The sequence below is a fragment of the Corynebacterium sp. HMSC27B11 genome (assembly GCF_001815985.1).
Classification (GTDB): domain Bacteria; phylum Actinomycetota; class Actinomycetes; order Mycobacteriales; family Mycobacteriaceae; genus Corynebacterium.
This window is the reverse complement of record NZ_KV823536.1, coordinates 45,602-71,256: the sequence shown is the minus strand read 5'-3', so window position 1 is coordinate 71,256 and position 25,655 is coordinate 45,602. Positions and strand designations below refer to the sequence as shown.

The following is a 25,655-nucleotide window of genomic DNA, read 5'->3' as shown; positions in this document are numbered from 1 at the left end:
CAGGCCCACAATTAGGAGACACGCCCTAGCGCCGAACGCGCCCGGGAGCCCAGGTAATGTGAAGTTCAACTAATCAACCTTTGAGGAGATAGGCATGGCAAACGCTCAGCAGCAGGTCTTCGGCGGCGGAGGCGGCGACGACGCCGAGAACAACGACGCCCCGCAGCAGGATTCGGGCACCCAGCAGGTCAACGTCACCGGGACGGACGACCTCCTGGACGAAATCGACGGACTGCTGGAGACCAACGCCGAAGAATTCGTCCGCTCCTACGTCCAGAAGGGCGGACAGTGAGCCCGGTGACCGGAGACGCCACGCCAACGGAGCAGGCAGCTGCGGAGAACCCCGTCTACGTCCGCCGCATCATGGGGCTGGAGACGGAGTACGGCATCACGAACGTCCTCGACGGCACGCGCCGCCTGGGGCCCGATGAGGTCTCCCGCCTGCTGTTTTCTCCCATCGTGGAGAAGTACCGCAGCTCCAATATCTTCACCGAGAACGCCTCCCGGCTGTACCTGGATGTGGGCGCGCACCCGGAGATCGCGACCGCAGAGTGCGATAGCCTGCACCAGTTGCTCGCCTACGATCGCGCGGGCGACGAGCTCGTCCAGCAACTGGCGAGCCGCGCCGAGGAAGAGCTGGCCGGCAACGGTGTCGGTGGGCACGTCTTCCTGCTGAAGAACAACACCGACTCGATGGGCAACTCCTACGGCTGCCACGAGAACTACCTGATCAGCCGCAACGTGCTGCTCAAGCACCTGTCCTCCCAGCTGCTGCCGTTCCTGGTGACCCGCCAGCTGATCTGCGGGGCGGGCAAGCTCACGATCCCAAGCCCGGGCGCCCCGAACGAGAACTTCGAGGCCGGGTTCATGATGAGCCAGCGGGCGGACTACATGTGGGAGGGAATCTCGAGCGCCACCACCCGTTCCCGACCGATCATCAACACCCGTGACGAGCCGCACGCGGACTCCTCGAAGTACCGGCGCCTGCACGTGATCGTGGGCGACTCGAACATGTCCGAGACCACCACCGCGCTGAAGATCGGTTCCGCGCTGCTGGTCCTCGAGATGATCGAGGCGGGCGTGGAGCTGCCGAACTACGAGCTGGCCAACGAGATTCGCGCCATCCGGGACATCGCCCGGGACTTCACGGGGCTCACCGAGGTCAAGCTGCGCAGCGGCGAGACTGCCACCCCCCTGGAGATGCAGCGCACCTTCCACGCCGCTGCGGTGCAGTGGCTGGAGCGCCGCCCAGAACCAGAGTGCGTCGATGGGCGTTGGCTGGGCCCCCCGCGCGAGCAGCTCGAGCCGGTGGTGGAGCTGTGGGGTCGTGTCCTGGACTGCTTCGAGACCGGGGATTTCTCCCCGGTAGACACCGAGATCGACTGGGTGATCAAGAAGAAGCTGCTGGACGGCATGGCCTCCCGCCACGGACTGGAGCTGACCGATCCGCGGCTGGCGCAGATTGACCTGCGATATCACGATATTCACCCCACCCGTGGGCTGTTCAACGTGCTGAAGCGCCGCGGCCAGGCAACGTCGATCCTGAGCGAGGAGCAGATCCACGAGGCGATGGACCAGGCTCCGACGACGACGCGTGCGGCCCTGCGTGGACGCTTCCTCTCCGCCGCGCGGGAGCACGGCTGCGCCACGACCGTGGACTGGATGCGGCTGAAGATCAACGGCGAATTCGGCAGCGAGGTTGCGCTCCCGGACCCGTTCGCGGCCACGGATCCGCAGGTAGACGAGATGATCGCCAGCATGGCTGATCTCGGCGGTGCCGACGCGCCCGCGCGGGGTTAAGCGCCGATGGTGGGTCCACACAAGCCCGGCAGCGCCGGGTCCCGCAACCGGCCAGTGAAGGTGACCTGGCAGCAGGGCGCGAGCAGGCTATTCAACCTGGTCATCGGCCTGCTCAACGCCCCAAGCCCCCGGCCGACCGCCTGGGTCGTTGAGAATATCGAGGGCTATTCCGGGCAGCTTAAGTCCCGGGAACGCGTGTTCCACAGGGACCGGGAGTCGCTGCGCCAGCTGGGGATCCAGCTGAGCCACGAAAGCCGGGAAGGGCAGGACTACTGGCTGCTGCGCCCCGAGCAGGTCTTCCTCCCGGACCTGGACCTCTCGGAAGCCGAGCTGCAGGTGTTGGCGACCGCCACGCAGTGGGCACGCCAACCGGTGGACTCCGCGATGGCTGGCCCCACGGCACAAGCGCAGCTGAAGCTCGCCGGCGCGGGGCTCAGCAGGGTCGACGATGCCGCCGTGGTTCAGCCCGTCCCCGACATGGTGGAGCTGGATCCGCGCAGCGTCGACGCTATTTTCCGCGCCACCCAGCGCGGGCTGCGGATGACTTTCTGGTACTACCCGGCCTACTTGGTCGAGCCGGAGCAGCGCACGCTGGATCCATGGGCGGTTGCCGGGGTCGAGGGCCGCCTGTATGTCACCGGTTTCGACGTTGACCGGGGTGCCCAGCGCACCTTCCGCCTGGCCAGGCTCTCCGATGTTCGGGCGGAGGCGCAGTTCACCCAGCACCCGGCACCCACCGATCCCGCGACCGGTCAGCCTGTGCCGGCCGGCGAGTTGATTCGTCGCGGGCTGGAAGGGCACCAGACGAAGGTCACAGCTAGCGTGCTGTTCACGGGGGAGGGGGCCATCGAGCTTCAGGACATGGCCCACGAGCTCCGCGATACGCCCGACGGACGAGTGGGGACGGTCGGGCCGGTGGATCGTGATTGGCTAGTGCAGACGGCGGCGAGCTATGCCCCGGATGCAGTGCTGCTGGGGCCCCAGCAGCTCGTCGTTGAGGTCCTCGACCTTCTGCAGCGCGCCCAGCGGCTGGGCACCCAGGAAAAGATCTCAGCCACGCAGGCTACAGCCGCGCCGGCCGCGACCTTGGATGGCGGTTCAGCGGTGGACGAGCAAGAGCCGGAGATCACGGAAGCCGACGCCCCCGATCAGGCCATGGACGAAGACGAACCGGCCAACGTCCAAGCGCCGCCGGTCAACCTGGTGGCCCAGCAGTTCGCCCAGACGCTTTCGGTGCTGGCCTGGTTCCAGGCCCATCCGCGTGGCTCCTTCATGCGGGCTTCCCGCGACCTGGGACTCAGCGTGGCCCAGATCCAGCACGAGCTCAAGCAACTGAGCATGTGCGGGCTGCCGGGCTATTACCCGGGATCGCTGGTTGAGATCGCGATGGACCGCACCACCGCGGAGGCGCAGTTCACCGCCGGGTTGGACGGCCCGGTGCGGCTGAGCACCGTGGAGGCCGGCGCCTTGCTGCTCAACCTGGAAGCGGTCCGGGACGCCGTCCCCGCCGAGCAGCGGGAAGCCGTGGACTCGGTCACCGCCAAGCTGCGTGGCCTCCTGAAGGGAAAGCAGGGCGCGGCCAACCGGCCTTCGACGGGCACCGATTCCGGCCCCTCTCAATTCGGCACCATCACCCCGGAGCACCTGGACACGGCTGCGCAACCCCAGCCCAACTCCCCGGAGAACACTGTGGAGTCCACCCTGGATCTGCTGCGCACCGCACTCGCGGAGAGGCGTGTCGTGGACTGCGAATACCTCACCCTCAGCCGGGATCAGCGCAGTAGCCGCCGCCTGGTGCCGGACGCAATCCGCATGATCGAGGGCAACGCCTATCTGTTGGCGCGCAGCATCGACGACGAGGGCGTGGTGGATCAGTCCCCGAAGAACTTCCGGGTTTCCCGCATGAGCGAGGTCACGCTCGGGGAGGAGGCCAGCGCACCGGCGCGATTGTCCACCGAGGTGGATGCCACCGACCCCTTCGCCTTTGGTGCGGCCGCCGATTGGGCGCACTTCCGTCTCTCCGACTCCGCCCTGTGGATGCTGGAGTACTTCCCGCTGTGGCAGGACGCCGAGGCGGGAGACGGCGGCGTGAGCGAAGACGCCCGAACCGAAGCCACCTCCGTTACGACCAGCCCCGAGAGCCGGAGCACCGCGGTGACGATGCCGGACACCGGGGCCTGGCTGGAGCGCTTCCTGATCGCCCATGCCGGACAGGTCGCGGAACTCTCGACCCCGGACCTCGCCGGACGCGTCGCGCGACGCGCGGAAGCGGGGCTGGGGGTTTATCGGGACCGTTTCCCCGATGTAAGCTGAAGGCTGAGATTTTTAACGCAGGTTCTGAAAGGCAAAAACCTTCATGCTCTCTGGTAGCCACATCCTCATCCTGTTGCTGGTTGTCCTTCTCGTGTTCGGCGCATCCCGCCTGCCGAACGCCGCCCGTTCCCTCGGCCGCTCGATGCGTATCTTCAAGTCCGAGATGGACGAGATGCGCACCGATAACCCAGAGCAGAACGGGCAGGAGGCCATCGAGCAGCAGCGCGCGCCGCAGCCTAATCCGGCGCAGGAGGTCAATCCAGCGCAGCAGCAGAATCAGAACAGCAACTAGGTAGAAACTCGCGCCCACCTTCGGCGCGTTTTCGCTTTTCCGCATGAGTAACACCCCTCAGGCAGCACGCACAGCCCAGCGGCCCCGCCGCCGGGCTTTTCGCCGTGCCAACCAGCGCCCAAGCGACGGCGCGATGAGCATCGTCGAGCACATTCAGGAGTTGCGCCGCCGCCTCATTATCGCGGTCATCGCCATCCTGATCGGCACGATCCTGGGCTACCTCTGGTACGGCACCAACGTGGGCCCGCTCCGCAGCCTGGGGGAAATCCTCCGCGAGCCTTATTGCAAACTTCCGTCCGAGGTGCGCTTCGGTGCCGCGACCGGGGAGTGCCGCCTGCTGGCCACCGGCCCCTTCGAGATGTTCCTGCTGCGCTTGAAGGTCGGTTTCATCGCCGGCATCGTGCTCTCCGCTCCGGTGTGGATCGGCCAGATCTGGGGCTTCATCACCCCGGGGCTGAAGAAGAATGAGCGCCGCTGGGCGGTCTCGGTCTCGCTGATCGCGACACTCTTTTTCTTCTTCGGCGCCGCGCTGGCCTACCTGGTCTTGCACCACGGCCTGCACTTCCTCCTCACGGTTGGCGAAGAGGCCCAGATCACCGCGCTCAAGGGCAGCGAGTATTTCAGCTTCGTCCTCATCCTCTTGCTCGTCTTTGGTGTGAGCTTCGAGCTGCCGTTGTTCACGGTGCTGCTGAGCTTCGCGGGGCTGCTGCGCTACGACAGCATCAAGACGAAGCGCCGCTACATCATCGTCGGTCTCTTCGCCTTCGCGGCTTTCGTGACTCCGGCTGACCCGTTTTCCATGCTGGCGCTCGGCTGCGCGCTGACCCTGATGATGGAGATCGCCTACCTGATCATCCGTTTCAACGATAAGCGCCGGGATAAGCGGCAGGCTCGGGAGGCGGATGCCTCTGGTTCTGAGATTCGCCCCTCCGGCGCGGTCGCTCCCGCAGAGGCAGTCGAACGGGCCGAGCCGGTCAGGGCCTCCCAAGGAATCGCGGGTCAGGCACCGGCGGACCCTGGCATGGGACGGCGGAACTCCTTCAACTACGCCGAGATCTTCGACGAGGACGTTTAAACACCACCTCACCCCAATGGGTGGCGAGCCGAGGCTTGAGCGACCGCCCGAACCGACGTCCTGAAACGCGTGAGCAACAGCGAGCGGATAGACTCGGTACACATATGGCTAACAGCGCTACGTGCAACGCAAAAAACTACCCCACGCTGGTCGAAGAGTTCCGGAAGGAATACGACTTCGAACTCGATGAATTCCAGCTCGACGCAGCCGCTGCGATCGCCGAGGGCAGGGGAGTCCTCGTGGGAGCACCGACCGGTGCCGGAAAGACGATCGTCGGCGAATTCGCGGTCTACATGGCCTTCCACGGTGGCGGGGCATGCTTTTACACCACGCCGATCAAGGCACTGAGCAACCAGAAATACCACGACCTGTGCGCCAGCTACGGCGAGGAGAATGTCGGGCTGCTCACCGGCGACGTCACCCTCAACCCGGATGCGCCGATCGTCGTCATGACCACCGAGGTCCTGCGCAACATGATCTACGCGGACTCGGATCGGCTGGCCAGCCTCACCCACGTGGTGATGGACGAGGTCCACTTCCTAGCCGACCGGTGGCGCGGGCCGGTGTGGGAAGAGACGATCCTCAACCTGGACCACAGCGTAACCCTGGTGTCGCTCTCGGCGACAGTCTCCAACGTGGAGGAGTTCGGCGGCTGGCTGCGCACCCTGCGGGGTGAGACGGACATCATCGTCACTGATAAACGCCCCGTCCCGCTGACCCAGTACATGATGGTCGGCTCCAAGATCATGCGGCTGTTCAGCAAGAATGCCGAACACCTGGCGGGGGAGGACCACCCCGGCGCGATCAACCGCTCCCTGCTTTCTGCCGTGGGGAAGGCCGAGGCCTATGGCAATCAACGTGGCCCCCGGCGCGAGGACGTGGTGCGCCACCTGGAGCAGGCGAAGATGCTGCCGGCGATCTACTTCATCTTCTCCCGCATCGGCTGCGATAAGGCGGTGCAGCAGCTGCTGATCCGGAAGGTGGAGCTCACCACGCCCGAGGAGGCACGTGAGATCGGCGAGGTCATTGACGAGGGCGTGGCTGGGCTGGAGCCGGCGGATCTGCACATGCTGGGCTTCCGCCAGTGGCGCCGGGCCTTGATGCGGGGCTTCGGGGCGCACCACGCGGGGATGCTGCCGGCGTTCCGGCACATCGTTGAGAAGCTGTTTAGCCGTGGGCTGCTGAAGATCTGCTTCGCCACCGAGACGCTGGCGCTGGGCATCAACATGCCCGCGCGCACGGTGGTGCTGGAGAAGATGACGAAGTTCAACGGGGAGGCTCACGCGGAACTGACCCCGGGCCAGTACACGCAGCTGACGGGGCGCGCGGGGCGCCGCGGCATCGACACGGTGGGCAATGCCGTGGTGCTGTGGAGCCCCCAGGTCGATCCCTACGCGGTGGCAGCGCTGGCCTCGGCCCGGACATACCCGCTGGATTCGACGTTCCGGCCGGGCTACAACATGGCGGTCAACCTCATCGCCACGAAGGGCTGGGCGGAGGCGCACCGGATCCTGGAGCGTTCCTTCGCCCAGTACCAGGCCAATGACACGATCGTGGAGCGCGCGCACGCCGTGGAGCTGCGGCGGCAGGACTTCGACCGGGAGCGTGCAGAGCTTCAGGCCCTGGTGGGTCGCACCGAGGCCGCACAGCGGGACGACGCCGCCGAGCTCACCGAGCAGGTCTTGGATTACGCTGAGCTGCGGCGCACGCTGTCCCACGAGGAGCGGCAAGCCAAGCGGGATGCCGCCCTCGAACGCCAGCAGGAGGTCGAACACCTGCTGCGCTCGATCAACGTGGGTGATGTGATCGCCCTGCCGACGGGTAAGAACCCGGTGACCGCCGTGGTCGTCCGTTCTGATTCGGGCCGTAATCCGCGCCCCACGCTGGTTCTCGACGACGGCTGGGTAGAGCGCGTGGCCACCGACATGTTCCGTAACACACCGGTGATCATCGGTCACATGCGGATCCACCGCGGCGTGGAGCGCGCACCGAAACGCCACGCCCGTGCTGTGGCCTCCCAGCTGCGGCGCATGCACCTGGATAAGCCGAAGAAGATCCGCCCGCACGCCCGCGGGGGTTCGAAGAAGGCCGCGGAGCTGCGCAATCAGCTGCATGTCCACCCGGTGCATTCCTGGGCGGAGCGCGAGGAGCTGGCGAAGAAGGCACAGTCGGTACTGAAGGCCGGTCGGCGCTGGGAGTACCAGAAGCAGGAGTCCGAGCAGCCAGGGGACTCGCTGACCGCCACCTTCGACCGGATTATCGCCCTGCTCGAGGAGCTGGGCTACGTGGAAACCTGGGCGGGTGAGGGCGGCACCCCGGCGGCAAAGGTCACCGAAGAGGGCGAGAAGCTGGCCCGGATCCACCACGAATCCGATCTGCTGGTGGCCCAGTGCCTCCGCCGTGGGCTGTGGGATGACCTCGACCCGGCCGAGCTGGCTGCTGCGGTGAGTGCCTGCGTGTTTGAGAACCGCCGGGAGTCCACCGTGCGGACCAAATTGCCGACCGATGCGCTGGAGGAGGCGGTGGCTCACACGCTGCGCGTGTACAAGGAGCTGGTCAGCGACGAGGAACGCCATCGCCTGACCGCCACGCGGGAGCCCCAGCTGGGCTTCGCCACGGCGGTGCACCAGTGGGTGGCCGGGGCACCGCTGGAGTACTGCCTGCAGGCCGCGGAGGCCTCGGGGGCGGTGCTGACCCCGGGCGACTTCGTCCGCGCCTGTGGTCGGGTGAAGGACCTGCTGGATCAGATCAAGATGACCGGTTATTCCAACGACGTGAGGAAGTCCGCGCGTAAGGCCGTGGACGCGATGCAACGAGGGGTTGTGGCTATCGATGTCTAATATCGCCATTTTCGGCGCCACCAGCGAGATCGGCGAGCACATCGCGCGCCTGCTGGCACCGGGGCAGTCCTTCCTTTTGGCAGGACGCCGGCCTGAAGCGCTGGATACCCTGGCCGAGGAGCTACGAGGCTTGGGCGCACGGCGGGTGGAGACCTACTTCTTCGACGCGGCAGATACCGCGAGCCACAGCGGCGTCATCGATGAGATGGAGGCGGACTGCGGGCCAATCGACACTGCCTTCGCCATGTTCGGGGTGCTGGGAGACCAGCAGCTCGCGGAGGAGGACGGTGCTGAGGTCTACCGGGTGCTGCACACCGACTTCACCGCGCAGGCCGTGCTGCTCACGGAACTATCCCAGCGGATGAAGCGCCGCGGCACGGGCACGCTGGTGGCGTATTCCTCGATCGCCGGTGCCCGGGTGCGCCGCCCGAACTACGTCTACGGTTCCGCGAAGGCCGGCCTGGATGGGTTCGCCCAGGGGATGCAGGACGCCCTGCGGGGCAGCGGGGTGCGGCTGATGGTCGTGCGCCCCGGCTTCGTCATCGGACGGATGACCGAGGGGATGGATCCTGCGCCGATGTCCTCCACCCCTGACGTGGTTGCGAAGGCGACCGTGGAGGCCCTGGAAGGCAACCGCGACGACGTGTGGATTCCGGGCAAGCTCCGCGTGCTGGCTGCGGTGATGCAGCTGGTTCCGCGTTGGCTGTGGCGGCTCGCGCCGCGTTAGAGCGCTTTTGCCACCGCCCGGACTACGATGGAATCTCTAACACCGCTGCAGCGTTAGTGCTATCAGGTACCGCATGCCGCTGGTGCGCTGATTGTCTTTTAGGAGGACACAGAAAACTTATGCGCAGGAGCTTCTTCCTCTACGTGGTCGTGGAGCTGTTGGCCTTTATTCTGCTGGGCAAGTGGCTCGGCTTCGGCTGGACGATCCTGCTGTACCTGGGGCTGTTCATCCTCGGTGTCGCGATCGCCGCCTGGCAGATGCGCGCGCTGACGGTGCGCGTGCTGCGGAGCCGCAGGTCGCCAGGAAAGCTGACCGGGGATGCAGCGCTCTCTGCGTTCGGTGCTCTGCTGGTCGCCCTGCCTGGCGTGGTGACGGGGGTCGTGGGCATTCTGTTTATGCTCCCGCCGACCCGCTCGATCGCTCGACGTTCCATGGGCACCGCGCTGCGAGCGAAGGTCACCCGCCTGGGAGGCGAGTCCTTCATCATGTCCTCCCGGGCCAGCGACCCGCAGGTGCGCAACATTCCAGGCTGGGGAGAGGTCATCGACCACCGCAGCGAGGAGTTCGGGGACGAGGGTCCTGCCGGGACCGATAACGCCCGATGAAGCAGTGGCTCGCTAACCTTCCCTCGCCGTGGCGGGGGGGGGGAGCCCTTTTTGCGGGCTTCATGGTCTTCGCCTCCTACGAGCCCACCGGGCTGTGGTGGGCGGCCCCGTTGGGCTACGCGCTCTTCTTCGCCGTTGTCACGCAGCGGCACGCGGTCTCGCTCGCCTTCCTCAACTCGCTGGCTACCTATGGTTTTCTGCTGCCCTGGATCGGGGAGTTCGTCGGCGCCTCGGCGTGGATCGCGCTCGCCATCGTGCAGGCGCTCTACGCCTTGCTTTTTGGCCTCGGAGCCCGCTGGTTGCTGCGCTGGGGAAACGGAACCTGGAACTGGCGCAGCATCGTGGGCGCGGCGGCGTTCTTCGTCGCTGTCGAGGGTTTCCGTTCCCATTGGCCGTTCGGGGGCTTCGGTTGGGGTCGGCTGGCGTGGGGCCAGGTTTCCGGGCCGCTGGCCGCCGATATCCGGCTTGGTGGCTCCGCGTTCGTGAGTTTCCTGGTCGTCTTGCTCGGCGGCTTCATCTACCTGGCAGCCCGTCCGCCGTACAAGACCCGGGCTGCGGTCGCGCCGAAAATCCGCCTGCAGTACGCCGGCGTGGTGGGCGCTGTGCTGCTGGCCTCCGTCATCTACGGCTCGAGCTTTAGCCAGGAGCCCACCGCAGGCCAGGTCAACGTCGCCGCAATCCAGGGCAATGTCCCGCGAGCCGGCCTGGACTTCGCGGCCCAGCGCCGCGCCGTGCTGAACAACCACGTGCAGCGCACCCACGAGCTGGCGGACTCGGTCGCGACCGGCGAGGCACCGCAGCCTGACGTGGTCATCTGGCCGGAGAACTCCTCCGATGTGAACCCGTTTAAGGACCCGGATGCCCACGCCGCCATTGACTCGGCGGTCACGGCAGTCAACGCTCCGGTGATGGTTGGCACCGTCATCGGGAATGAAAACACGATGCTCACCTGGGGCCCGGCCACCAGCAGCGAGCCGGGACCGGGAGAGAAGCACGTAAAGAAGTTCCTCCAGCCCTTCGGCGAGTACATGCCCTTCCGGGAGATCCTCAAGCACGTTAACGAGAACGTCGAGCGGGCGGGCAACTTCGTCCCTGGCGACGGGCCCGGCGTGGTGCGGATGCCCGCTGCACGCGGCGACGTCCTCGTGGGCGTATCCACCTGCTACGAGATATCTTTCGACGCCAGCCCCCGCGACGCGGTGCGTAATGGTGCGGAGTTGCTGGCTAGCCCGACGAATAACGCCACTTTTGGATTCACGGACATGAGCTACCAGCAGCTCGCGATGAGCCGAATGCGGGCGATCGAGACGGACCGGGCGGTCGTCGTAGCCGCGACCTCCGGGGTCTCGGCGATCGTCATGCCGGATGGGGAAGTGGTGGCCCAGAGCCGGCTGTTCCGCCCGGATATCCTGCAGGCCGATATTCCGCTGCGCGATGGCATCACGCCGTCCGTGGCCGCGGGTCCCTGGGTGGAGCTGGGGCTAGCTGCCGCGGGTGTTTTGGGGATAATCGGGGCCTTCCTCGCGTCTCGGCCCACACGGCGCAAGAAAAGCAGATAAACTAATCACATTATGAAGAAGCTCAGCGATAAGACTCTCGTCATCATCCCGACTTTCAACGAGCGCGATAACCTCCCGATCATCACGCGTCGCCTGTTGGAGGCCGAACCGGAGCGCGTGAACGTTCTCGTCGTCGACGACAACTCGCCGGACGGCACCGGGGACCTGGCGGATCAGATGGCCAAGGACGATTCCCGCATCCACGTACTGCACCGCGAGGGCAAGGGTGGCCTCGGCGGGGCTTACCTGGCCGGTTTCAAGTGGGGCATCGAGAACGGCTATGAGGTTCTCTGCGAGATGGACGCCGACGGCTCCCACGCCCCGGAGCAGCTCCACCTGCTGCTGGACAAGATCGACGATGGCGCGGAGCTTGTCCTGGGTTCCCGCTACGTCAAGGGCGGCAAGACCGTGAACTGGCCGGCAGACCGTAAGTTCCTCTCCCGCGGCGGCAACATCTACGCCTCCATGGCGCTTGGTGCCGGCCTGTCCGACATCACCGGCGGTTACCGCGCCTTCCAGCGCGACCTGCTGGAGCGCATGGACCTCGACGCCGTGGACTCCGCGGGTTACGTCTTCCAGGTGGACATGGCATGGCGTGCCGTCAACGAGGGCGCCGACGTGCGTGAGGTTCCGATCACCTTCACCGAGCGCGAGATCGGCGAGTCTAAGATGAGCAGCCGCATCGTCGGCGAGGCGATGGCTCAGGTGACCCGCTGGGGCTTCCGCCACCGCATGTACCAGGTTCGCCAGCTCATGCGCGAGGGTGCACGCATCGGCGCCGGCACCGTGGAGCGCGCTCTGCAGAGCTAACCGAAAAGCGCAACGCTAAAGGCCTGGTCACGTTGATAACGTGGCCAGGCCTTCGTTCGTGCTGAGGCGAGGGGAGGGCTTAAGCCTTCTCCTGCTCCTTGAGCAGCTTCATGGCCTCGCGGCGGCGCTTACGCAGCAGCTCGATACGCTCCTCCAGCAGCTCGTCGAGCTCCTCCAGGGAGCGGCGCTCGAGAAGCATGTCCCAGTGCGTACGTGGCGGCTTCGCAGGCTTGGATTCAATGCCCTCGCCCTCCACGAGGGTGCCCATCTGGCCGTTCTTGCACAGCCAGTCCTGCGGGATCTCGGCGTCGTCAGCGAACGGGACCTCAAAAATTTCGCCGTCCTCAGTCTGGTACTTCACCATCTGACGTGGCGCGAGATCGTGGTCCCGGTCGGTTTCATACGACACGGCACCCATGCGACTGCCTCGCAGTACGCGGTCTGCCATTAGTTCCTCACTTCCGAAGTTCGCTAGCGGCGCCTCCGGGGCGCCATCAATGTAGATAACGCACCGGGTGCGGGTTTTGTTCCCAGGTTCCCCGAAAGGGTTAGGATCTTTAGCCATGAGCACCCCCATTGCGCGCGAAGACTTCCCCCACACGCCGGGGTTCTGCGCGTGGTGCGGGGAGGAAATGCCCGGCCAGCAGCGGGGGAGGCCACGCAAATTCTGCAGCCGGTCCTGCCGCCAGCGGGCCTACGAGCAACGTGCGAGCCAGCCGGCGCCGGACGCACCCACGCCCACAAGCACCCGCCTGGGGACCCCAGGGGACACTGGGGATGAGTTGGGGGATCAGCTCTTCGAACTTCGGTGCGCGGCGGAGGACCTCGTCACCGCGATAGACGAGCATGCAGAGCCCGCTGAGCTGCGTGGCATGGCTACGGACCTGGTGCGGCTGGCGCACCGCGCGGAGCAGCTGAACCACCCCCAACCCCCGGGACGCGCTTAAGCCCCACCTTTTCCTAATCTTCCCTGCTTAGCACTAGGCTGGGTGCCATGCGCAAGGGAATTATCACTCTGGGTGTTATCGGTATTATCGCGGCATTCCTGTTCGGCGTTGGGCCGATCGCGTATCAGCTGCTCACTGACCGGGGTCTGCAAACCGCGGATCTCGTCGAGGGCGGACCCGAGCCAACAACGTCAGCGGACGGTCACTGGGTGATCGTCCCTGGTGCCGGTGCCAACCACACCCAGGCTGGTTATACCTTCCGTGAGATCCTGCCGGGGCAGGAGAAGACCACCTCCGGACGTGCGGATAACAGCACGGAGGAGAACATCAAGGGCGACTTGCAGGTCTCGGACGGCACCCTCACGGAGGGCCTGGTGGAGGTCCGCGTCGCGGGGATCTCCTCGGACGTGGAGAAGCGCGACATCAACGTCCGCCGCTCGATCCTGCGCACGGAGGACTACCCGAAGGCGAAGTTCAGCATCACCGAGCCGGTGGATCTAAGTGGCGTTCCGGAGGACGGGTCTGTCGGTGAGGTCGACGTCACGGGAGATCTCACCCTCCGCGGCGAATCTAACAAGGTCAGCGCGCCGCTGAAGGTGCTGCGCACGGGGGACAAGGTCGTCGTCCAGGGGAAGGTGCCGTTCAAGCGTTCGGACTTCAACATCAAGACCCCAGAGTTCGTCGCGGCCAAGATCGCTGACGAAGGAACGATCGACCTGCTTCTCGTGTTCGAGAAGCCTTAAGGCCCACGCGCCCGACGTACGCGAGAATGATCGCGGTCAAATTTAGGAGCACCATTGAATACCCAATTTCTCCTGTGGTCCCGGGTTATCCGGCTTGTGGTGCTGCTCGCGCTCGGCGGGTGGCTCGTGAGTAATGGCACCGGCCTTGACTACTTCTTTGCCGCGGTCTGCGCCGCGCTGATCGCACTGACCTGTTATCAACTGTGGGCGGGCAGCCAGAGGGGTGGCCACTGATATGGCATCGAATGCACGTTTTCTCGAAGATCTGCTGGACGACAAGGACCTCGACGCGGTGAGCCGGTGGCTCGCCGATCGTTCGTCCGTCGTGGTGGCCGAAGAGCTCGGCCGAATCTCCGGGGCGGAGCAGGCGGTGGCCTTCCGGTTGCTGCCCAAGGACCGCGCCCTGGATGTCTTCGAATACCTGGATCCGGTGCACCAGGCTGAGCTGCTGGACGCGCTGCGAGACGACCACGTCACGGAGATCTTCGCGAGTCTAGCCCCGGATGACCAGGCGTCCCTGCTGGATGAGATGCCAGCGAAGGTCGCCTCGCGCCTGCTGCAGGGACTGCCGTATTCCCAGCGGCGTGTGACCAGCGGGCTGCTGGGTTATCCATCGGAGTCCGCGGGCCGTCTGATGGTGCCCACGCCAACCGTGCTGACCCCGGACGCGACCCGGGAGGAGTCCCTCGAGAAGCTGCAGTCGCGCGCTCAGCGCTACGCCTCGGGCCCGCATCACTCGATCGCGCTGGCCACGGTGGCGGTGACCGATGAGTCGCGCAAGCTGCTCGGCATGGTGGAGCTCGCGGATCTGGTCACTGCGCCCGAGGGCACGCTGGTCGGGGAGTTGCTTGAGGAGGAGCAGCACAGTGTCTCAGCCTATGACGACCAGGAGCACGCGGCCCGCCTGATCCAGGAGGCTGACCTTCTGGCGCTGCCCGTCGTCGACGACGAGGACCGCATTCTGGGCGTCATCACGGTCGATGACGCAATGGAGGTCCTCGAGGCCGAGGTGACGGAGGATGCCTACCGTGCCGGTGGTGCCGAGCCGTTGAACGAGCCTTACCTGACGGCGACGGTGATGACGCTCGCGAAAAAGCGCGGCGTCTGGCTGATCGTCCTGATCCTGGCCGCGTTCCTCACGATTAACGTTATGCAGTTCTTCGAGGACGTACTCGAGGCCGTGGTGGTGCTCAGCATCTTCGTGCCGATGCTGATCGGTACGGGCGGTAACGCGGGCTCGCAGGCGGCGTCCTCGGTGGTGCGTGCGCTCGCGGTCAACGAGGTGAGACCCCGGGACGTGTTGCGAGTCATCGGCCGTGAGGTTCGGGTGGGCTTCCTGCTAGGTGTTTTCCTGGGTACGGTGATCTTCCCGATTCTGGCCTTCTTGTACTATCCGCAGGTCGCGTTCACGATTTCCTTGACGATTGTGGCGATCTGTACCTGGGCCTGCATCGTTGGTGGCGTGCTGCCGCTGGTGGCGAAGAAGCTGGGCGTTGACCCGGCAGTCTTCTCGACGCCCGTGGTCTCCACGTTGGTCGACGCCACCGGCCTGATCATTTACTTCAGCATCGCCGGTGTGATCATGGCCGATCAGATTCGCCAGGCGACGGGTGGCTAGCGTCGGCCGAACTTCTCCAGGTCAGCAGGCGCACCGGCGAGAATGACGTTGTCGTCGGGGGAGAGCTGGTGATCGGCGAAGGGTGGGGCCCACTGATTGCCGCTGTGCACGGCGACCAGCTGAACGCGGTGCTTCGCCCACAGGCTGTGCCGGTTGAGGGAGTGGTTCACCAGCTCCTTGGGGGCCCGCAGGGTGATCATCGCATAACCCTGGTCGAAGACGGTGTAGTCCTGAAAACGGCCGCTGAGCAGGTGCGCAACGCGGCGGCCGGTGTCTCGTTCAGGGCGGACGACGTGGTGCACGCCGACGCGAGTGAGAATTCGGGCGTGGGCGTCGGAATCCGCCTTAGCCCAAATGTCCTTGACCCCGAGTTCCACGAGGTTCGACGCGGTCAGGATCGAAGCTTCGAGGCTGCTACCGATGCCGATAACGACCTGCTGAAAGTCCTTCACACCGAGCTGCTTGAGGGCCTCGGGGTCGGTGGCATCGGCGATGAAGGAGTCGGTGAGGTGGGCGTCGCTGTCGTGCAGCAACTTTTCGTCGACGTCGATGCCGAGGACGTCGACGCCGTGGCTGTGGAGCTCTTCAGCCATAGCGGAACCGAACCGGCCGAGCCCGATGATTGCGACCGGCGGCAGGTCGATGGGGCGGGCGCTGGGGAGGAGCTTATCGAGTGGGTTAACCAATGTACGGCCTTTCTGCGGGGTAGGAGTAGTGCTTGCTCGGAGTCGTCGTGGCGAGCGCTGCGACGAGGGTGATGGGTCCGACGCGGCCCATGAACATGAGGACGCAGAGGAGGATCTGCGAGGCACCGCTGAGGTCAGCGGTGACGCCGGTGGAGAGGCCGACGGTGGCGAAGGCGGAGATGACCTCGAAATGGATTTGGTCGGCGCTGAACTGAGGGTTGAAGGTACGGAGGCACGCGATAACGAATGTTATGACACCTACTGCCACAGCACCGACAGTGAGAGCCTGGCGGATCACGGTGTGATCAACGCGACGACCTCCGATGACAGTGTCTTTTTCACCCCTAATTTCTGCCACGATCGCCGCGAGCACCACGAAGAGCGTGGTGATCTTCAAGCCACCTGCGGTACCGCCGGATCCGCCTCCAATGAACATCAGAATGTCGGTACCCATCAGGGCATTGGGCGACATCTCGCCAAAGTCCACGGACTGGAAACCAGCGGTACGGGTCGTAATGGACTGAAACACTGCCGCCAGGGCAGCATCCCCGCTGCTCAGCCCGGCGAATGCATGATTACGCTCGAGCGCCCAGAACATCGCGAAGCCACCGATGAGGAGCACCGCGGTGCCGTTGAGAGTGATCCGAGCGGTCATAGACAGCCGCGGTGGTTTCCTCCGCTGCCTGCGCAGGCGCACCCGCGCGATGAGCTCGTCGAGCACAGGAAAGCCGAGCCCGCCGAAGACAATCGCCAGGCCGATCGGCAGGACGATCCATGCATCGCCGACGTAGGGAATGAGGCTACCGGCGTCGAGCCCGAAACCGGCGTTATTGAAGGCAGAGATGGAGTGGAAAATACCGATCCATGCAGCGGAGCCGAGGCTATCGACATAGCCGCCCATAAACATTCGTATCGTGAGGACGCCCGCAACAAGCAGTTCGCAGATCACTGTGAGAAGGATGGCGCCGATAATGGTGGATTTCACGCTGCCAACGGTGAGCGTGCGCCGCTCCGCGACGGTATAAAGCTTAGTTTTCAGTCCTAGCCTGCCACTGAGGATGAGCCCGGCGAGCGAGGTCAAGGACATGATCCCGAAGCCACCGATTTGAATGAGGACCAGAATGACGACCTGCCCGGCGGCAGTAAAACCCGTGCCGGTGTCACGAACACCCAGCCCGGTCAGCGTCACCGCGGACGTCGCTGTGAAGAAGGCCTCGAGCGGCGAGACTGAGTCGCCGTCGGGCGCGGAGAACGGCATGAGAAGCAATAACGTGCCAAGCGCAATGAGCCCCAAGAACCCGACGGACACGAGGCGCGCCGGATTCTGCGTCAGGGACGCGAATAAGCGATTCACCAGAATAATCCTAGACCTGTAGTGACGCGCACACTAGAGTTTTCTGATCGATCCAGAGGCGCAGGGCTACGGGGATCATCGCCAGCTCCACTAGCAAACAGCCTGGGCGTTATTGTCCGATAATATACATTATGACACTTTAGATTTATGAGGCACCGGCCTGCGCCAAGCCCCTCCGGCCCCGCGGCTAATGCAGCGGGCGCCGTCAGTCCTCCCCTAGGAACTCTAAGAGTCCTTGGACTCCTTCAAGTCGGAATCCTCGCCGGGCTCCCAATCAACCTCAAGCTCATCCATGAGCTCCTGGGTCGAGTTTTCGACCTCCGTCGTCGAGCCCTTCTTATCGTCGGCGGAACTCTCGGAAGCCTCTGACGCCTCGGCGGCATCGTCGTCAGCCGAGTCCTCGGAATCATCCTCCTCAACGTCTGGCTGGGACTCGCGGGTCAACGCCTCGGCGAGCTCGTAGTTGCCCACGTTGGACTTCTCCACGATCTTCTTGAGCTCGCGGCTCTCCGAGTCGCTCAGCTCTTCCTCCCCCTCGTGGAACTTATTCACCAGTTCGGTGGCGCGCTCGCGGTACTTAGCCTCGCGCTGGATGCGCACGCGAGACTTGATCCACCAGGCGACGAGCACTGCGATCGTCAGTAGCCCCACCCAGCCGATGATCGGATAGACATTGGCCATCAGCGCTTCGAAGCCGAAGAAGCTCACGCCGAAGCCCACCAGGCAGACACCCAGGAACACCGGACGGTACTTATCGCGGTGATTGGCCGTCAGGCGGCGCCCCAGCGCGTAGAACATGCCGATGCAGGTGTTGTAGATCATGATGAAGATGATCACGACCATCACATAGGACAGCGGATGGTTGATGTGATCGATCAGGCTGAGCATCGGCACGCTCGAATCCCCGACAACGTCGAAGTTTGCGAGCAGGACGAAGGTCGCCATCATCAGCATCGTCAGGTAGATGAGGCCACCCATGAGGCCACCCACACCCGCTTCGCGTGGCTTCGTGTTGGCGCCACCGATCACCAGGGCCATGGACAGCCCCAGCAGCAGCGCAAGCCCGGTGTAGTTCAGGGCCGAAAGCCACCACGGGCTGATTGGCGATTCGGCCCCCTGAGCCAACTGCCCCATCGCTGCCATGTCATCCGGCAGGTTGAACAGCGTGTAGCCGAACGCGAAAATCACCGCGACGATGATCAGCGGCGTCACCGTCGAAATGATGCTGGAGACCCGGTCGACGTCCATCAGCCCGGTGATCATCACCAGGATCAGCATGATCAGGGAGCCGACCCAGGCGGGCCAGCCGAACTGCTGCTCCAGGTTGGACCCCGCCCCCGCGAGCATCACGAAGCCCACGGCAAACAGCGTGAAGGTCACGCCGAAGTCCAGGAACCTGGAGACGATCGGGTGGGACATGTTCCGGAACACCATGCGGTGCTCCTGCGCCAGGAAGTAGCTGCCGAGCTGCAGGATCACTGCCCCGGCGATGGTCATCAGGACTCCGGCGAGCAGCGCGCCCCACAGCGCGGAAAGCCCAAAGGAGCCGAAATATTGAATGACCTCTTGACCAGTCGCGAAACCCGCGCCAACCAGGAGGCCCACAAAGGATAATGCAATTTTAAAAGTGTTTTTTAACGACACTAACGAGAGCCTCTTTCGTAAATATCACAAATACGAACGCTCTCCAGTATTACTTAATATTCCCTTATTCTCATACTGCGAAACTGTGTTCGCAGACACAAATCTCCCCCGCAGCCCCTGGGTCATGCCAGCTCGCGGGCAAGGTCCAGGAGCTTTTTCTCGGCGCCGACATCTCCCACCATTTGCACGCTGGTCGGAAGCCCGTCGCTACCCTGCCCCATTGGCACGGCTAGCGCCGGCTGACCCGCGACATTCCACATGGCGGTGTAGGCGATCGAAGGCATGCTCAGCAGGGAGGCACGAATGGCCCCCTTCCCCACCAGCAGGTCAGCGCGGCGTGGCCGGTCGGCCACGGTCGGCGTGAGGATCGCATCAATACCCTCGCGGGCCATGATGTCCGAGACCTTGCGCCCAATGGTGGCTGCCCTCCTCTCCGCCCAGGAGACCATCTTCGGCCTCATGAGCGCGCCCACCAGCTTCGTCAGTCGGTGGCGCTTTTCGATGCGCTCGGGCTTTTCCAGCAGTCCGATTTCGCTCCGGATTCCGGCGAACATGAGGATCAGGAACGGCAGCGTGGGATCCGGCAGCCGAGCAGACAGCGGCCGAACCTCCACCCCCTGCGCCTCGAGCTGCGCGGCGGCACGCTTTCGCGCCTCGCGATTGGCCGTGGCCACCGGGATGAACGGCGTGCTCGAGCGGTCCAGCCACGCAACCCGCCAGGACCTCTCCCCTTCGTGTCCACCCGGTCCGAGTGGAGCAGGATCGTCGTCCTGCAAGACGGACATCATCAGCTCGATGTCCTCCACCGTGCGCGCCATCGGGCCGGAGGTCCCCAGGGATTTCCAGAGGTCGGCATAAGGGGCGGTGGGCAGCACTCCCCGACCCGGTTTGAGCCCCACGAGCCCGCACATCGCCGCCGGGATCCGGACCGAGCCACCGCCGTCGCCGCCCATCGCCATCGGCACCATTCCCGCAGCCACCGCTGCTGCAGAGCCGCCGGAGGACCCACCCGGTGTTCGGGACAGGTCGATGGGGTTGCGGGTCACCCCGTAACCCTGCGAGGAGGTCAGCGGGTAGGCGCCGAACTCCGGCATGTGAGTCTTGCCAATGATGATCGCCCCCGCGGCGCGGAGCCGGGCGACGACCGCGGAGTCTGCGGTCTTCGGCGTGTGGTTCGCGCGGGTGCCGAAGCTCGTCACCGCACCCGCGACATCGAGTTCCTCCTTAATAGCAATGGGAACTCCGTGGAGGGCGCCACGCTCCGAGGGATCAAGCTGGTCGAGCGATGCCGCATCCCGCAGGGCAGCTTCCGCGAAGACCTGGCTGAAGGCGTTAATGAAGCCGTCCCGCTCCTTGATGCGGTCGAGGGCGGCGCGCACCCCCTCAACCGCCGAACGCTCCGCTACCCGGCCACGCCACTGGTGCACGTCGAGCTCGTGCCACGGGGTATCCCCCGTGTCTTCGCGCCGGATGCTGGCGTTGTGTCCCTGAGGTGACATCTTCATCAACCGCTTTCTTCCGATCTATCTCCATCGCCGGGCCCCGGGCTACAGCGGGGCACAGCGCTTGCCCGGTCGCCACACCCGCGTGTGAGCCCATATACCCCAAGTGGGTCGCGCTACGCCCCGGCGCCCGCCTTAGGCAGCGTGTACCTCAACTGCTCGCCAACCCGCTTCCCCGAGTGGATGCAGCCACCGAGGAAGGTTCCCTCCAGCGCGTTCTGGCCGTGCATACCGCCACCACCGAAGCCGGCAACCTCGCCCACCGCATAGAGGCCCGGCAGGACCTCCCCGTCGTTGGTGAGGCAACGCCCCGCCAGGTCGGTCTCGATCCCGCCCAGGGTCTTTCGGGTCAGCACACTCAGACGCACAGCGATCAACGGCCCGTGCTTCGGGTCCATCAACTCGTGTGGTGCGGCACAGCGCACCACCTTGTCGCCCAAGTACTGGCGGGCGGTGCGGATGTAGTTGATCTGGTAGTCCTTGGAGAACTTATTCTCGATCTGACTGTCCCGATCTTCGATCTGGCGGCGCAGCTCGGCCTCGTCGACCTGCGGCTTATCCGGGCCGACCAGCTCGTTCATCTTCTTGACCAGGCTGCTGAGGTCGTCCGCGATCACCCAGTCCTCGCCGTGATCCATGAAGGCCTGCACGGCGACCTGCATGCCGGAGCCGAGCTTGGAGAGCAACTTCTTCACGCTCTTATCCGTGAGGTCCGGGTTCTGCTCGGAGCCGGAGAAGATGAACTCCTTGGCGGCGATGGTCTTGTTCAGGATGAACCAGCTGTACCCCATCCCGGTGCGCCCAATATGGCTCAGTGCCGCGAGGTTATCGCCGCCCGGAATGAGGGTGCTGGGCAGCCGCTGTCCTGCCGCGTCCAGCCACATCGCGCTGGGACCTGGGATGATTCGGATGCCGTGGCCTGGCCAGGTGGAGTTCCAGTTGTGCATGCCCTCCGGGTAGTGCCAGGTCCGGTCGGTGTTCACGAGGTTCGCGCCCGCAGTTTCGGAGATGCCGATCATGCGGCCGTCCACGTGGGCCGGCACGCCGGTGACCATGTCCTCCGGGGCGGGTCCCCAGCGGTCCGTCGGCCAACGCTTGCGCACCAGGTCAAGGTTTCCGCCAATTCCGCCCGAGGCGACGACGGTGCCCGCCGCCCGGAACTCGAACTCACCCACCGCCGTTCGGGAGGACGCCTCGCCGCGCGGGAGATCCGTGGCTTCCAGGACCGTGCCGCGCACGCCCTCGATCCGGGTGCGCCCGTCGGCCCCAGCTCTCGTGATCAGCTCGTCGACGCGGTGACGGAACTCGAAGCGGATGCGGCCCTCCTGTTCCAGCTTCTCGACCTGCTCGCGGAAGACGCGAACAACCTCCGGGCCCGTTCCCCAGGTCAGGTGGAAACGCGGCACGCTGTTGCCGTGCCCGGAGGCGTCGCCGGAGCCGCGCTCGGCCCAGCCGACGGTGGGCAGGACGTTGAGCCCCAGGTTCTTGAGGTAGCTGCGCTTCTCATTGGCGGCAAAACGGACGTACTCCCGGCCCCAGGCCTTCGGCCAGCGGTCGTTCGGGGTGTCTTCGAATTGCGCGGAGTTCTCCCAGTCCCGCCAGGCGAGGTCTTCGCTGTCCTTGACCCCCATGAGCCGCTGCTCTGGGCTGTCGACGTAGAACAGGCCACCGAGGGACCAGAACGCCTGTCCGCCGAGGTTATTACGGTTTTCCTGGTCCAGAATGAGGACGTTCAACCCGCTCGTTGCGGCCTCGTATGCGGTGACGAGGCCTGCCAGGCCTGCGCCGACGACGATGACGTCCGGATTCCACTGCGTGCTCAAACTGTCCTCCCCTTGTCTACGGGCATCTGCCTCGGCTCCACGGGATCGTGGGGCGCGAATATAGATGGTTAGTTTAGGCAAAGGACATTGCTGTGTGCGTTAATTGCGAAATTTCCATCAACCCCTCGCACGACCGACCCCGCCTCGCGCTAATGGCGGTGGCGAATAACGAACTGCATGCAGTCGATGTCGCCGGCGTCCACGAGCGCCTCGTGCAGCGCGAGCTGGAAGTCCCAGAGGCGGCGATAGATCGCGTCGAAGCCCGCGGCAGCAGCCTGTCGCTCGCGGGAAGCGAAGTGGGCACGCCACATCGGCAGGGTCGCCGCGAGGTGCGGCCCCAGGTGATTTTCGGCGACGACGTCCAGCCCGGCGGCGAAGATGTGCTGGCGGATCAGTGCCGCCGGCGAGTATTCCAGCGCGGGCCAGATGTAGCCACGCACCACGTCGAGGGATTCCCGCGCGGTATCGCGCATCTGCGGGGTGGCGACCAGGGTCTGCACCACGGCCACGCCCCCGTCCGCGAGGAGCCTATCCACGGCCCGGAAGAAGTGCCCAAGGCCACCTCGCCCCAGGGTTTCCAGCCGCTCGGTGGAGAAGATGGCGTCATATTCGCCGGCCCACTGCCGTGGCGAGGGCACTGGACCGCTGATCAGCTCCACCCGCACGCCACCGGCCACGCCGGCTTGACGCACGCGGGAGCGAACCACCTCGGCGTGCTCCTCATCGGAGGTCAGCACGCTCACCGAGGCGCCACGCTGGGCCGCGAGAATCGCTAGCTGCCCGCCGGAACTAGAGAGCTCGAGGACGCGGTCGCCAGGGCCAACATTCGCCTCGTCCAGCATCAGGTTGATGCGGCGCAGCTGCCCGGAGTTGAGGTCCTGGCGCTGCACGTCGGCGGGCTCGAGGTACCAGGTTTCATCGAGGCTGACGGGCTCCTCCGGCCTGCTGAGGCGGCGGCGCACGCCGCTGGTCAGGCCCGCCACACCGCGGGGGGCGGGTTTCTCCTCATCGTCCACCAGGATCTCTCCGGTCCTGCGGTCAACCTGAACGGTTTCCGTGGTGCGGGCGGCCGAGGCAAACAGCGCGGTGGCGGTGGCACGGGTGGCTCCCGCGTACAGCTCCACGAGACCATCGGGCAGCTCGCCGGCGCGCACCGAACCAAAATCGTGGCGCGGCTTTCGTGGGCTGATCCCAGCCAGCAAGGTATTCATCGGCGCTTCGAGGGGCTGGCGAAGGAGAACTTCCAGCACTTTGGCCAGAGGCGCAGCCCGCCACTCCCCGATCAGGTAGCTTTCCGCAAGCCCCAGCCAGCCTTGGGCAACCACCCGGTCGAGCATGAGCCCGTCGCGCACCTCGAGGTAAGTCTCGGCCTTGGAGTCGAAGGAGACCCCCTCATCGTCCAATAGCTCTTCCAACCGCTCGCGAAAGGCCTCGGATCGCTTGCCGAGGAACCGACCGCGGGGCAGCTCAGCGAGGTGCGGCCACCGCTCGGGGTCGATATAGGGGTCGAGAGAGAAACGTTCCACGGGAACTATCAGACACTCCTCTCCCGGTGCTCGCGGGGCCGACTCGGCCATTCGCGGTGAAGTTATCCCTAAAGTTAGCCGATATTGCGCCCCAAACGGGGTATTAACACTCAGGAAGCAACCCACATCAGGTGGATCCCGGAAGTGCTTTAGATGGCCTTAAGCATTAGGATTGTTGAAGCACGCTTCGTGAGGATCTCACAGGGTCCGTATATCAGCGAGAACTTGAATACAAAAACCAAAAATATTGTGCTGAGGAGCATTAGTTTCTTATGACCACCAACTCCCTTGGTCCAGCAGGTAAGCGCCACCACGTCGTCATCATCGGCGGCGGTTTCGGCGGTCTGTTCGCGGCAAAGAAGTTCAAGGGCAAGGACATCGCGGTCACCATCATCGACCGCACCAACCACCACCTGTTCCAGCCACTGCTGTACCAGGTCGCGACCGGTATCCTGTCTGAAGGTGAGATCGCACCTTCCATCCGCCAGCTGATGGCTGACGACGAGAACATCCGCGTGATCAAGGGCGAGGTCCGCAACATCGACATCGACGGCCAGAACGTCACCGCGGACCTGGGTGGCAAGGAAGCTGTCATCGAGTACGACTCCCTGATCCTCGCTGCGGGCGCTGCACAGTCCTACTTCGGTAATGACCACTTCGCCGAGTTCGCGCCGGGCATGAAGTCCGTCGACGACGCGCTGGAGATCCGTGCCCGCGTCACCGGCGCCTTCGAGCGCGCCGAGATCACCACTGACCCGGAGGAACGCCGCCGCCTGCTGAACTTCGTCGTCGTCGGTGCGGGCCCGACCGGCGTGGAGCTGGCTGGTCAGCTGGCTGAGATGGCCCACCGCACCCTCGCCAAGGAGTTCCGTGAGGTCGACACCAACGACGCCCGCATCATCCTCATCGACGGTGGCCCGCAGGTTCTGCCTCCGTTCGGCAAGCGCCTGGGCCGCAAGGCTCGCCGCAAGCTTGAAGATCTTGGCGTCGAGGTCGTCCTGAACTCTCTGGTCACCAACGTGGACCGTGAAGGCGTGACCTACAAGAACATGAAGACGGGTGAGGAGTCCTCGATCCCGAGCTACGCCAAGATCTGGTCCGCCGGTGTGGCCGCTTCCCCACTGGGCAAGCACGTCGCCGACCAGGCTGGTGTGGAGTCCGACCGCGCGGGTCGCGTCATGGTCAACGAGGACCTGACCCTGGGTGAGCACAAGAACGTCTTCCTCATCGGCGACATGATCAATCTCAATGGCCTGCCGGGCGTCGCCCAGGTCGCTATGCAGGGTGGTCAGTACGCTGCGAAGACCATCATCGACGAGATCGAGAATGGCACCAGCCCGGAGGCTCGCGCTCCGTTCGACTACTTCGACAAGGGCTCCATGGCGATCGTCTCCCGCTTCAACGCTGTGGTGAAGATCAACAAGGCCGAGGTCTCGGGCTTCATCGGTTGGCTGATGTGGCTGGCCCTGCACCTGCTGTACCTGGTTGGCTTCCGCAACCGCGCGATCGCCGCGTTCAGCTGGGGCCTGAACTCCGTGTCCCGTCGCCGCTGGCAGCTGGTTGCTACCCGCCAGCAGCTGCACGCCCGCAACGCGCTGAACAAGCTGCGCAAGCTGGAGGACGAGAAGGGCATCCGCTCCCTCGAGGTGCGCGATAACCTCAAGTTCGGCGAGGGTCGCGACACCCCGGCTGACGCCGACTAGTTCCCGCGCTGGCGCCCGAGGGCGCTAGATACCGCGATCCCCGGCCCCACCTTCGTGGTGGGTGGCCGGGGATTTTTGCTGGGCTCGC

At 65.0% G+C, this 25,655-nt stretch carries 22 protein-coding genes; 15 read left to right on the top strand and 7 right to left on the bottom strand.

What is annotated here, in order from left to right:
* The first annotated feature begins 94 nt into the window (after nucleotides 1-94).
* The 10 genes from HMPREF3097_RS01155 (at nucleotide 95) to HMPREF3097_RS01110 (ending at nucleotide 12,021) form a co-directional block, all read left to right on the top strand.
* The gene (locus tag HMPREF3097_RS01155; RefSeq protein ID WP_070760254.1) at nucleotides 95-292 is read left to right on the top strand and encodes a ubiquitin-like protein Pup; all 198 of its coding nucleotides are present in this window, start codon (nucleotides 95-97) and stop codon (nucleotides 290-292) included.
* Complete coding sequence (gene pafA, locus HMPREF3097_RS01150) at nucleotides 289-1,800, top strand: Pup--protein ligase (protein ID WP_070760252.1); 1,512 nt, start codon at nucleotides 289-291, stop codon at nucleotides 1,798-1,800. Before HMPREF3097_RS01155 ends, pafA begins: the two co-directional genes overlap by 4 nt.
* A 6-nt stretch (nucleotides 1,801-1,806) precedes the next feature.
* Nucleotides 1,807-4,113 carry a WYL domain-containing transcriptional regulator gene (locus HMPREF3097_RS01145; protein WP_070760250.1) on the top strand — a complete coding sequence of 769 codons (2,307 nt, stop codon included), beginning with the start codon at nucleotides 1,807-1,809 and terminating at the stop codon, nucleotides 4,111-4,113.
* Nucleotides 4,114-4,156: 43 nt separating this feature from the next.
* Nucleotides 4,157-4,405, top strand: coding sequence for a Sec-independent protein translocase subunit TatA (gene tatA, locus HMPREF3097_RS01140; RefSeq protein WP_070759107.1), 249 nt, complete (start codon nucleotides 4,157-4,159; stop codon nucleotides 4,403-4,405).
* 43 nt (nucleotides 4,406-4,448) lie between these two features.
* On the top strand, nucleotides 4,449-5,480 hold the full coding sequence (gene tatC / locus HMPREF3097_RS01135; RefSeq protein ID WP_070760248.1) for a twin-arginine translocase subunit TatC: 1,032 nt from the start codon (nucleotides 4,449-4,451) through the stop codon (nucleotides 5,478-5,480).
* Between the two features lie 104 nt (nucleotides 5,481-5,584).
* Nucleotides 5,585-8,320: a DEAD/DEAH box helicase gene (locus HMPREF3097_RS01130; RefSeq protein WP_070760246.1), complete on the top strand. Its 2,736-nt coding sequence runs from the start codon at nucleotides 5,585-5,587 to the stop codon at nucleotides 8,318-8,320.
* On the top strand, nucleotides 8,313-9,047 hold the full coding sequence (locus tag HMPREF3097_RS01125) for an SDR family NAD(P)-dependent oxidoreductase (protein WP_070760244.1): 735 nt from the start codon (nucleotides 8,313-8,315) through the stop codon (nucleotides 9,045-9,047). Before HMPREF3097_RS01130 ends, HMPREF3097_RS01125 begins: the two co-directional genes overlap by 8 nt.
* Before the next feature lie 119 nt (nucleotides 9,048-9,166).
* Complete coding sequence (locus HMPREF3097_RS01120; protein ID WP_070760242.1) at nucleotides 9,167-9,652, top strand: FxsA family protein; 486 nt, start codon at nucleotides 9,167-9,169, stop codon at nucleotides 9,650-9,652.
* 62 nt (nucleotides 9,653-9,714) lie between these two features.
* On the top strand, nucleotides 9,715-11,211 hold the full coding sequence (lnt, locus tag HMPREF3097_RS01115; RefSeq protein WP_246821160.1) for an apolipoprotein N-acyltransferase: 1,497 nt from the start codon (nucleotides 9,715-9,717) through the stop codon (nucleotides 11,209-11,211).
* Nucleotides 11,212-11,223: 12 nt separating this feature from the next.
* Nucleotides 11,224-12,021: a polyprenol monophosphomannose synthase gene (locus tag HMPREF3097_RS01110; protein WP_070760240.1), complete on the top strand. Its 798-nt coding sequence runs from the start codon at nucleotides 11,224-11,226 to the stop codon at nucleotides 12,019-12,021.
* Between the two features lie 79 nt (nucleotides 12,022-12,100).
* On the opposite strand, the gene HMPREF3097_RS01105 is transcribed toward HMPREF3097_RS01110, so the two are convergent.
* The gene (locus tag HMPREF3097_RS01105; protein WP_083317914.1) at nucleotides 12,101-12,469 is read right to left on the bottom strand and encodes an RNA polymerase-binding protein RbpA; all 369 of its coding nucleotides are present in this window, start codon (nucleotides 12,467-12,469) and stop codon (nucleotides 12,101-12,103) included.
* A 115-nt stretch (nucleotides 12,470-12,584) separates the two neighbouring features.
* Here HMPREF3097_RS01105 and HMPREF3097_RS01100 point away from each other — a divergent pair, with 115 nt between their 5' ends.
* From HMPREF3097_RS01100 to mgtE, 4 genes are read left to right on the top strand one after another with little or no spacing between them, the layout of a single operon-like run.
* On the top strand, nucleotides 12,585-12,968 hold the full coding sequence (locus tag HMPREF3097_RS01100; protein WP_070760236.1) for a hypothetical protein: 384 nt from the start codon (nucleotides 12,585-12,587) through the stop codon (nucleotides 12,966-12,968).
* Nucleotides 12,969-13,015: 47 nt separating this feature from the next.
* Entirely contained in the window at nucleotides 13,016-13,711 is a 696-nt protein-coding gene (locus tag HMPREF3097_RS01095) for a YceI family protein (RefSeq protein WP_070760234.1), read from the top strand.
* Between the two features lie 54 nt (nucleotides 13,712-13,765).
* Complete coding sequence (locus HMPREF3097_RS01090) at nucleotides 13,766-13,945, top strand: hypothetical protein (RefSeq protein ID WP_070760232.1); 180 nt, start codon at nucleotides 13,766-13,768, stop codon at nucleotides 13,943-13,945.
* Between the two features lies 1 nt (nucleotide 13,946).
* On the top strand, nucleotides 13,947-15,329 hold the full coding sequence (gene mgtE, locus HMPREF3097_RS01085; RefSeq protein ID WP_070760230.1) for a magnesium transporter: 1,383 nt from the start codon (nucleotides 13,947-13,949) through the stop codon (nucleotides 15,327-15,329).
* On the opposite strand, the gene HMPREF3097_RS01080 is transcribed toward mgtE, so the two are convergent.
* The 6 genes from HMPREF3097_RS01080 to HMPREF3097_RS01060 form a co-directional block, all read right to left on the bottom strand.
* Nucleotides 15,326-16,015 carry a potassium channel family protein gene (locus HMPREF3097_RS01080; RefSeq protein ID WP_246821159.1) on the bottom strand — a complete coding sequence of 230 codons (690 nt, stop codon included), beginning with the start codon at nucleotides 16,013-16,015 and terminating at the stop codon, nucleotides 15,326-15,328. The two genes, mgtE and HMPREF3097_RS01080, sit on opposite strands and share 4 nt — an antisense overlap.
* Complete coding sequence (locus HMPREF3097_RS09830; RefSeq protein WP_083317913.1) at nucleotides 16,008-17,369, bottom strand: TrkH family potassium uptake protein; 1,362 nt, start codon at nucleotides 17,367-17,369, stop codon at nucleotides 16,008-16,010. The genes HMPREF3097_RS01080 and HMPREF3097_RS09830 overlap by 8 nt, the downstream gene beginning before the upstream one ends.
* Nucleotides 17,370-17,594: 225 nt before the next feature.
* A complete protein-coding gene (locus tag HMPREF3097_RS01075; protein WP_070760226.1) occupies nucleotides 17,595-19,013 on the bottom strand; it encodes a YkvI family membrane protein in 1,419 nt (472 codons plus the stop codon).
* 122 nt (nucleotides 19,014-19,135) lie between these two features.
* Nucleotides 19,136-20,518 (bottom strand): amidase family protein, encoded by a 1,383-nt coding sequence (locus HMPREF3097_RS01070; RefSeq protein WP_246821157.1) that lies wholly within the window; start codon nucleotides 20,516-20,518, stop codon nucleotides 19,136-19,138.
* 113 nt (nucleotides 20,519-20,631) lie between these two features.
* On the bottom strand, nucleotides 20,632-22,338 hold the full coding sequence (locus tag HMPREF3097_RS01065; RefSeq protein WP_070760224.1) for an FAD-binding dehydrogenase: 1,707 nt from the start codon (nucleotides 22,336-22,338) through the stop codon (nucleotides 20,632-20,634).
* 149 nt (nucleotides 22,339-22,487) lie between these two features.
* Nucleotides 22,488-23,990 carry a class I SAM-dependent methyltransferase gene (locus HMPREF3097_RS01060; RefSeq protein ID WP_070760222.1) on the bottom strand — a complete coding sequence of 501 codons (1,503 nt, stop codon included), beginning with the start codon at nucleotides 23,988-23,990 and terminating at the stop codon, nucleotides 22,488-22,490.
* Nucleotides 23,991-24,136: 146 nt separating this feature from the next.
* Here HMPREF3097_RS01060 and HMPREF3097_RS01055 point away from each other — a divergent pair, with 146 nt between their 5' ends.
* A complete protein-coding gene (locus tag HMPREF3097_RS01055) occupies nucleotides 24,137-25,567 on the top strand; it encodes an NAD(P)/FAD-dependent oxidoreductase (protein ID WP_012360311.1) in 1,431 nt (476 codons plus the stop codon).
* Nucleotides 25,568-25,655: the final 88 nt, after the last annotated feature.

Coding starts and splice junctions, on each gene's coding strand:
- HMPREF3097_RS01100 (WP_070760236.1), top strand. CDS start 12,585: ATGAGCACCCCCATTGCGCGCGAAGACTTCCCCCACACGCCGGGGTTC.
- HMPREF3097_RS01155 (WP_070760254.1), top strand. CDS start 95: ATGGCAAACGCTCAGCAGCAGGTCTTCGGCGGCGGAGGCGGCGACGAC.
- lnt (WP_246821160.1), top strand. CDS start 9,715: ATGGTCTTCGCCTCCTACGAGCCCACCGGGCTGTGGTGGGCGGCCCCG.
- HMPREF3097_RS01120 (WP_070760242.1), top strand. CDS start 9,167: ATGCGCAGGAGCTTCTTCCTCTACGTGGTCGTGGAGCTGTTGGCCTTT.
- HMPREF3097_RS01130 (WP_070760246.1), top strand. CDS start 5,585: ATGGCTAACAGCGCTACGTGCAACGCAAAAAACTACCCCACGCTGGTC.
- HMPREF3097_RS01055 (WP_012360311.1), top strand. CDS start 24,137: ATGACCACCAACTCCCTTGGTCCAGCAGGTAAGCGCCACCACGTCGTC.
- mgtE (WP_070760230.1), top strand. CDS start 13,947: ATGGCATCGAATGCACGTTTTCTCGAAGATCTGCTGGACGACAAGGAC.
- HMPREF3097_RS01145 (WP_070760250.1), top strand. CDS start 1,807: ATGGTGGGTCCACACAAGCCCGGCAGCGCCGGGTCCCGCAACCGGCCA.
- tatA (WP_070759107.1), top strand. CDS start 4,157: ATGCTCTCTGGTAGCCACATCCTCATCCTGTTGCTGGTTGTCCTTCTC.
- HMPREF3097_RS01070 (WP_246821157.1), bottom strand. CDS start 20,518: ATGAAGATGTCACCTCAGGGACACAACGCCAGCATCCGGCGCGAAGAC.
- HMPREF3097_RS01110 (WP_070760240.1), top strand. CDS start 11,224: ATGAAGAAGCTCAGCGATAAGACTCTCGTCATCATCCCGACTTTCAAC.
- HMPREF3097_RS01125 (WP_070760244.1), top strand. CDS start 8,313: ATGTCTAATATCGCCATTTTCGGCGCCACCAGCGAGATCGGCGAGCAC.
- HMPREF3097_RS01095 (WP_070760234.1), top strand. CDS start 13,016: ATGCGCAAGGGAATTATCACTCTGGGTGTTATCGGTATTATCGCGGCA.
- HMPREF3097_RS01105 (WP_083317914.1), bottom strand. CDS start 12,469: ATGGCAGACCGCGTACTGCGAGGCAGTCGCATGGGTGCCGTGTCGTAT.
- tatC (WP_070760248.1), top strand. CDS start 4,449: ATGAGTAACACCCCTCAGGCAGCACGCACAGCCCAGCGGCCCCGCCGC.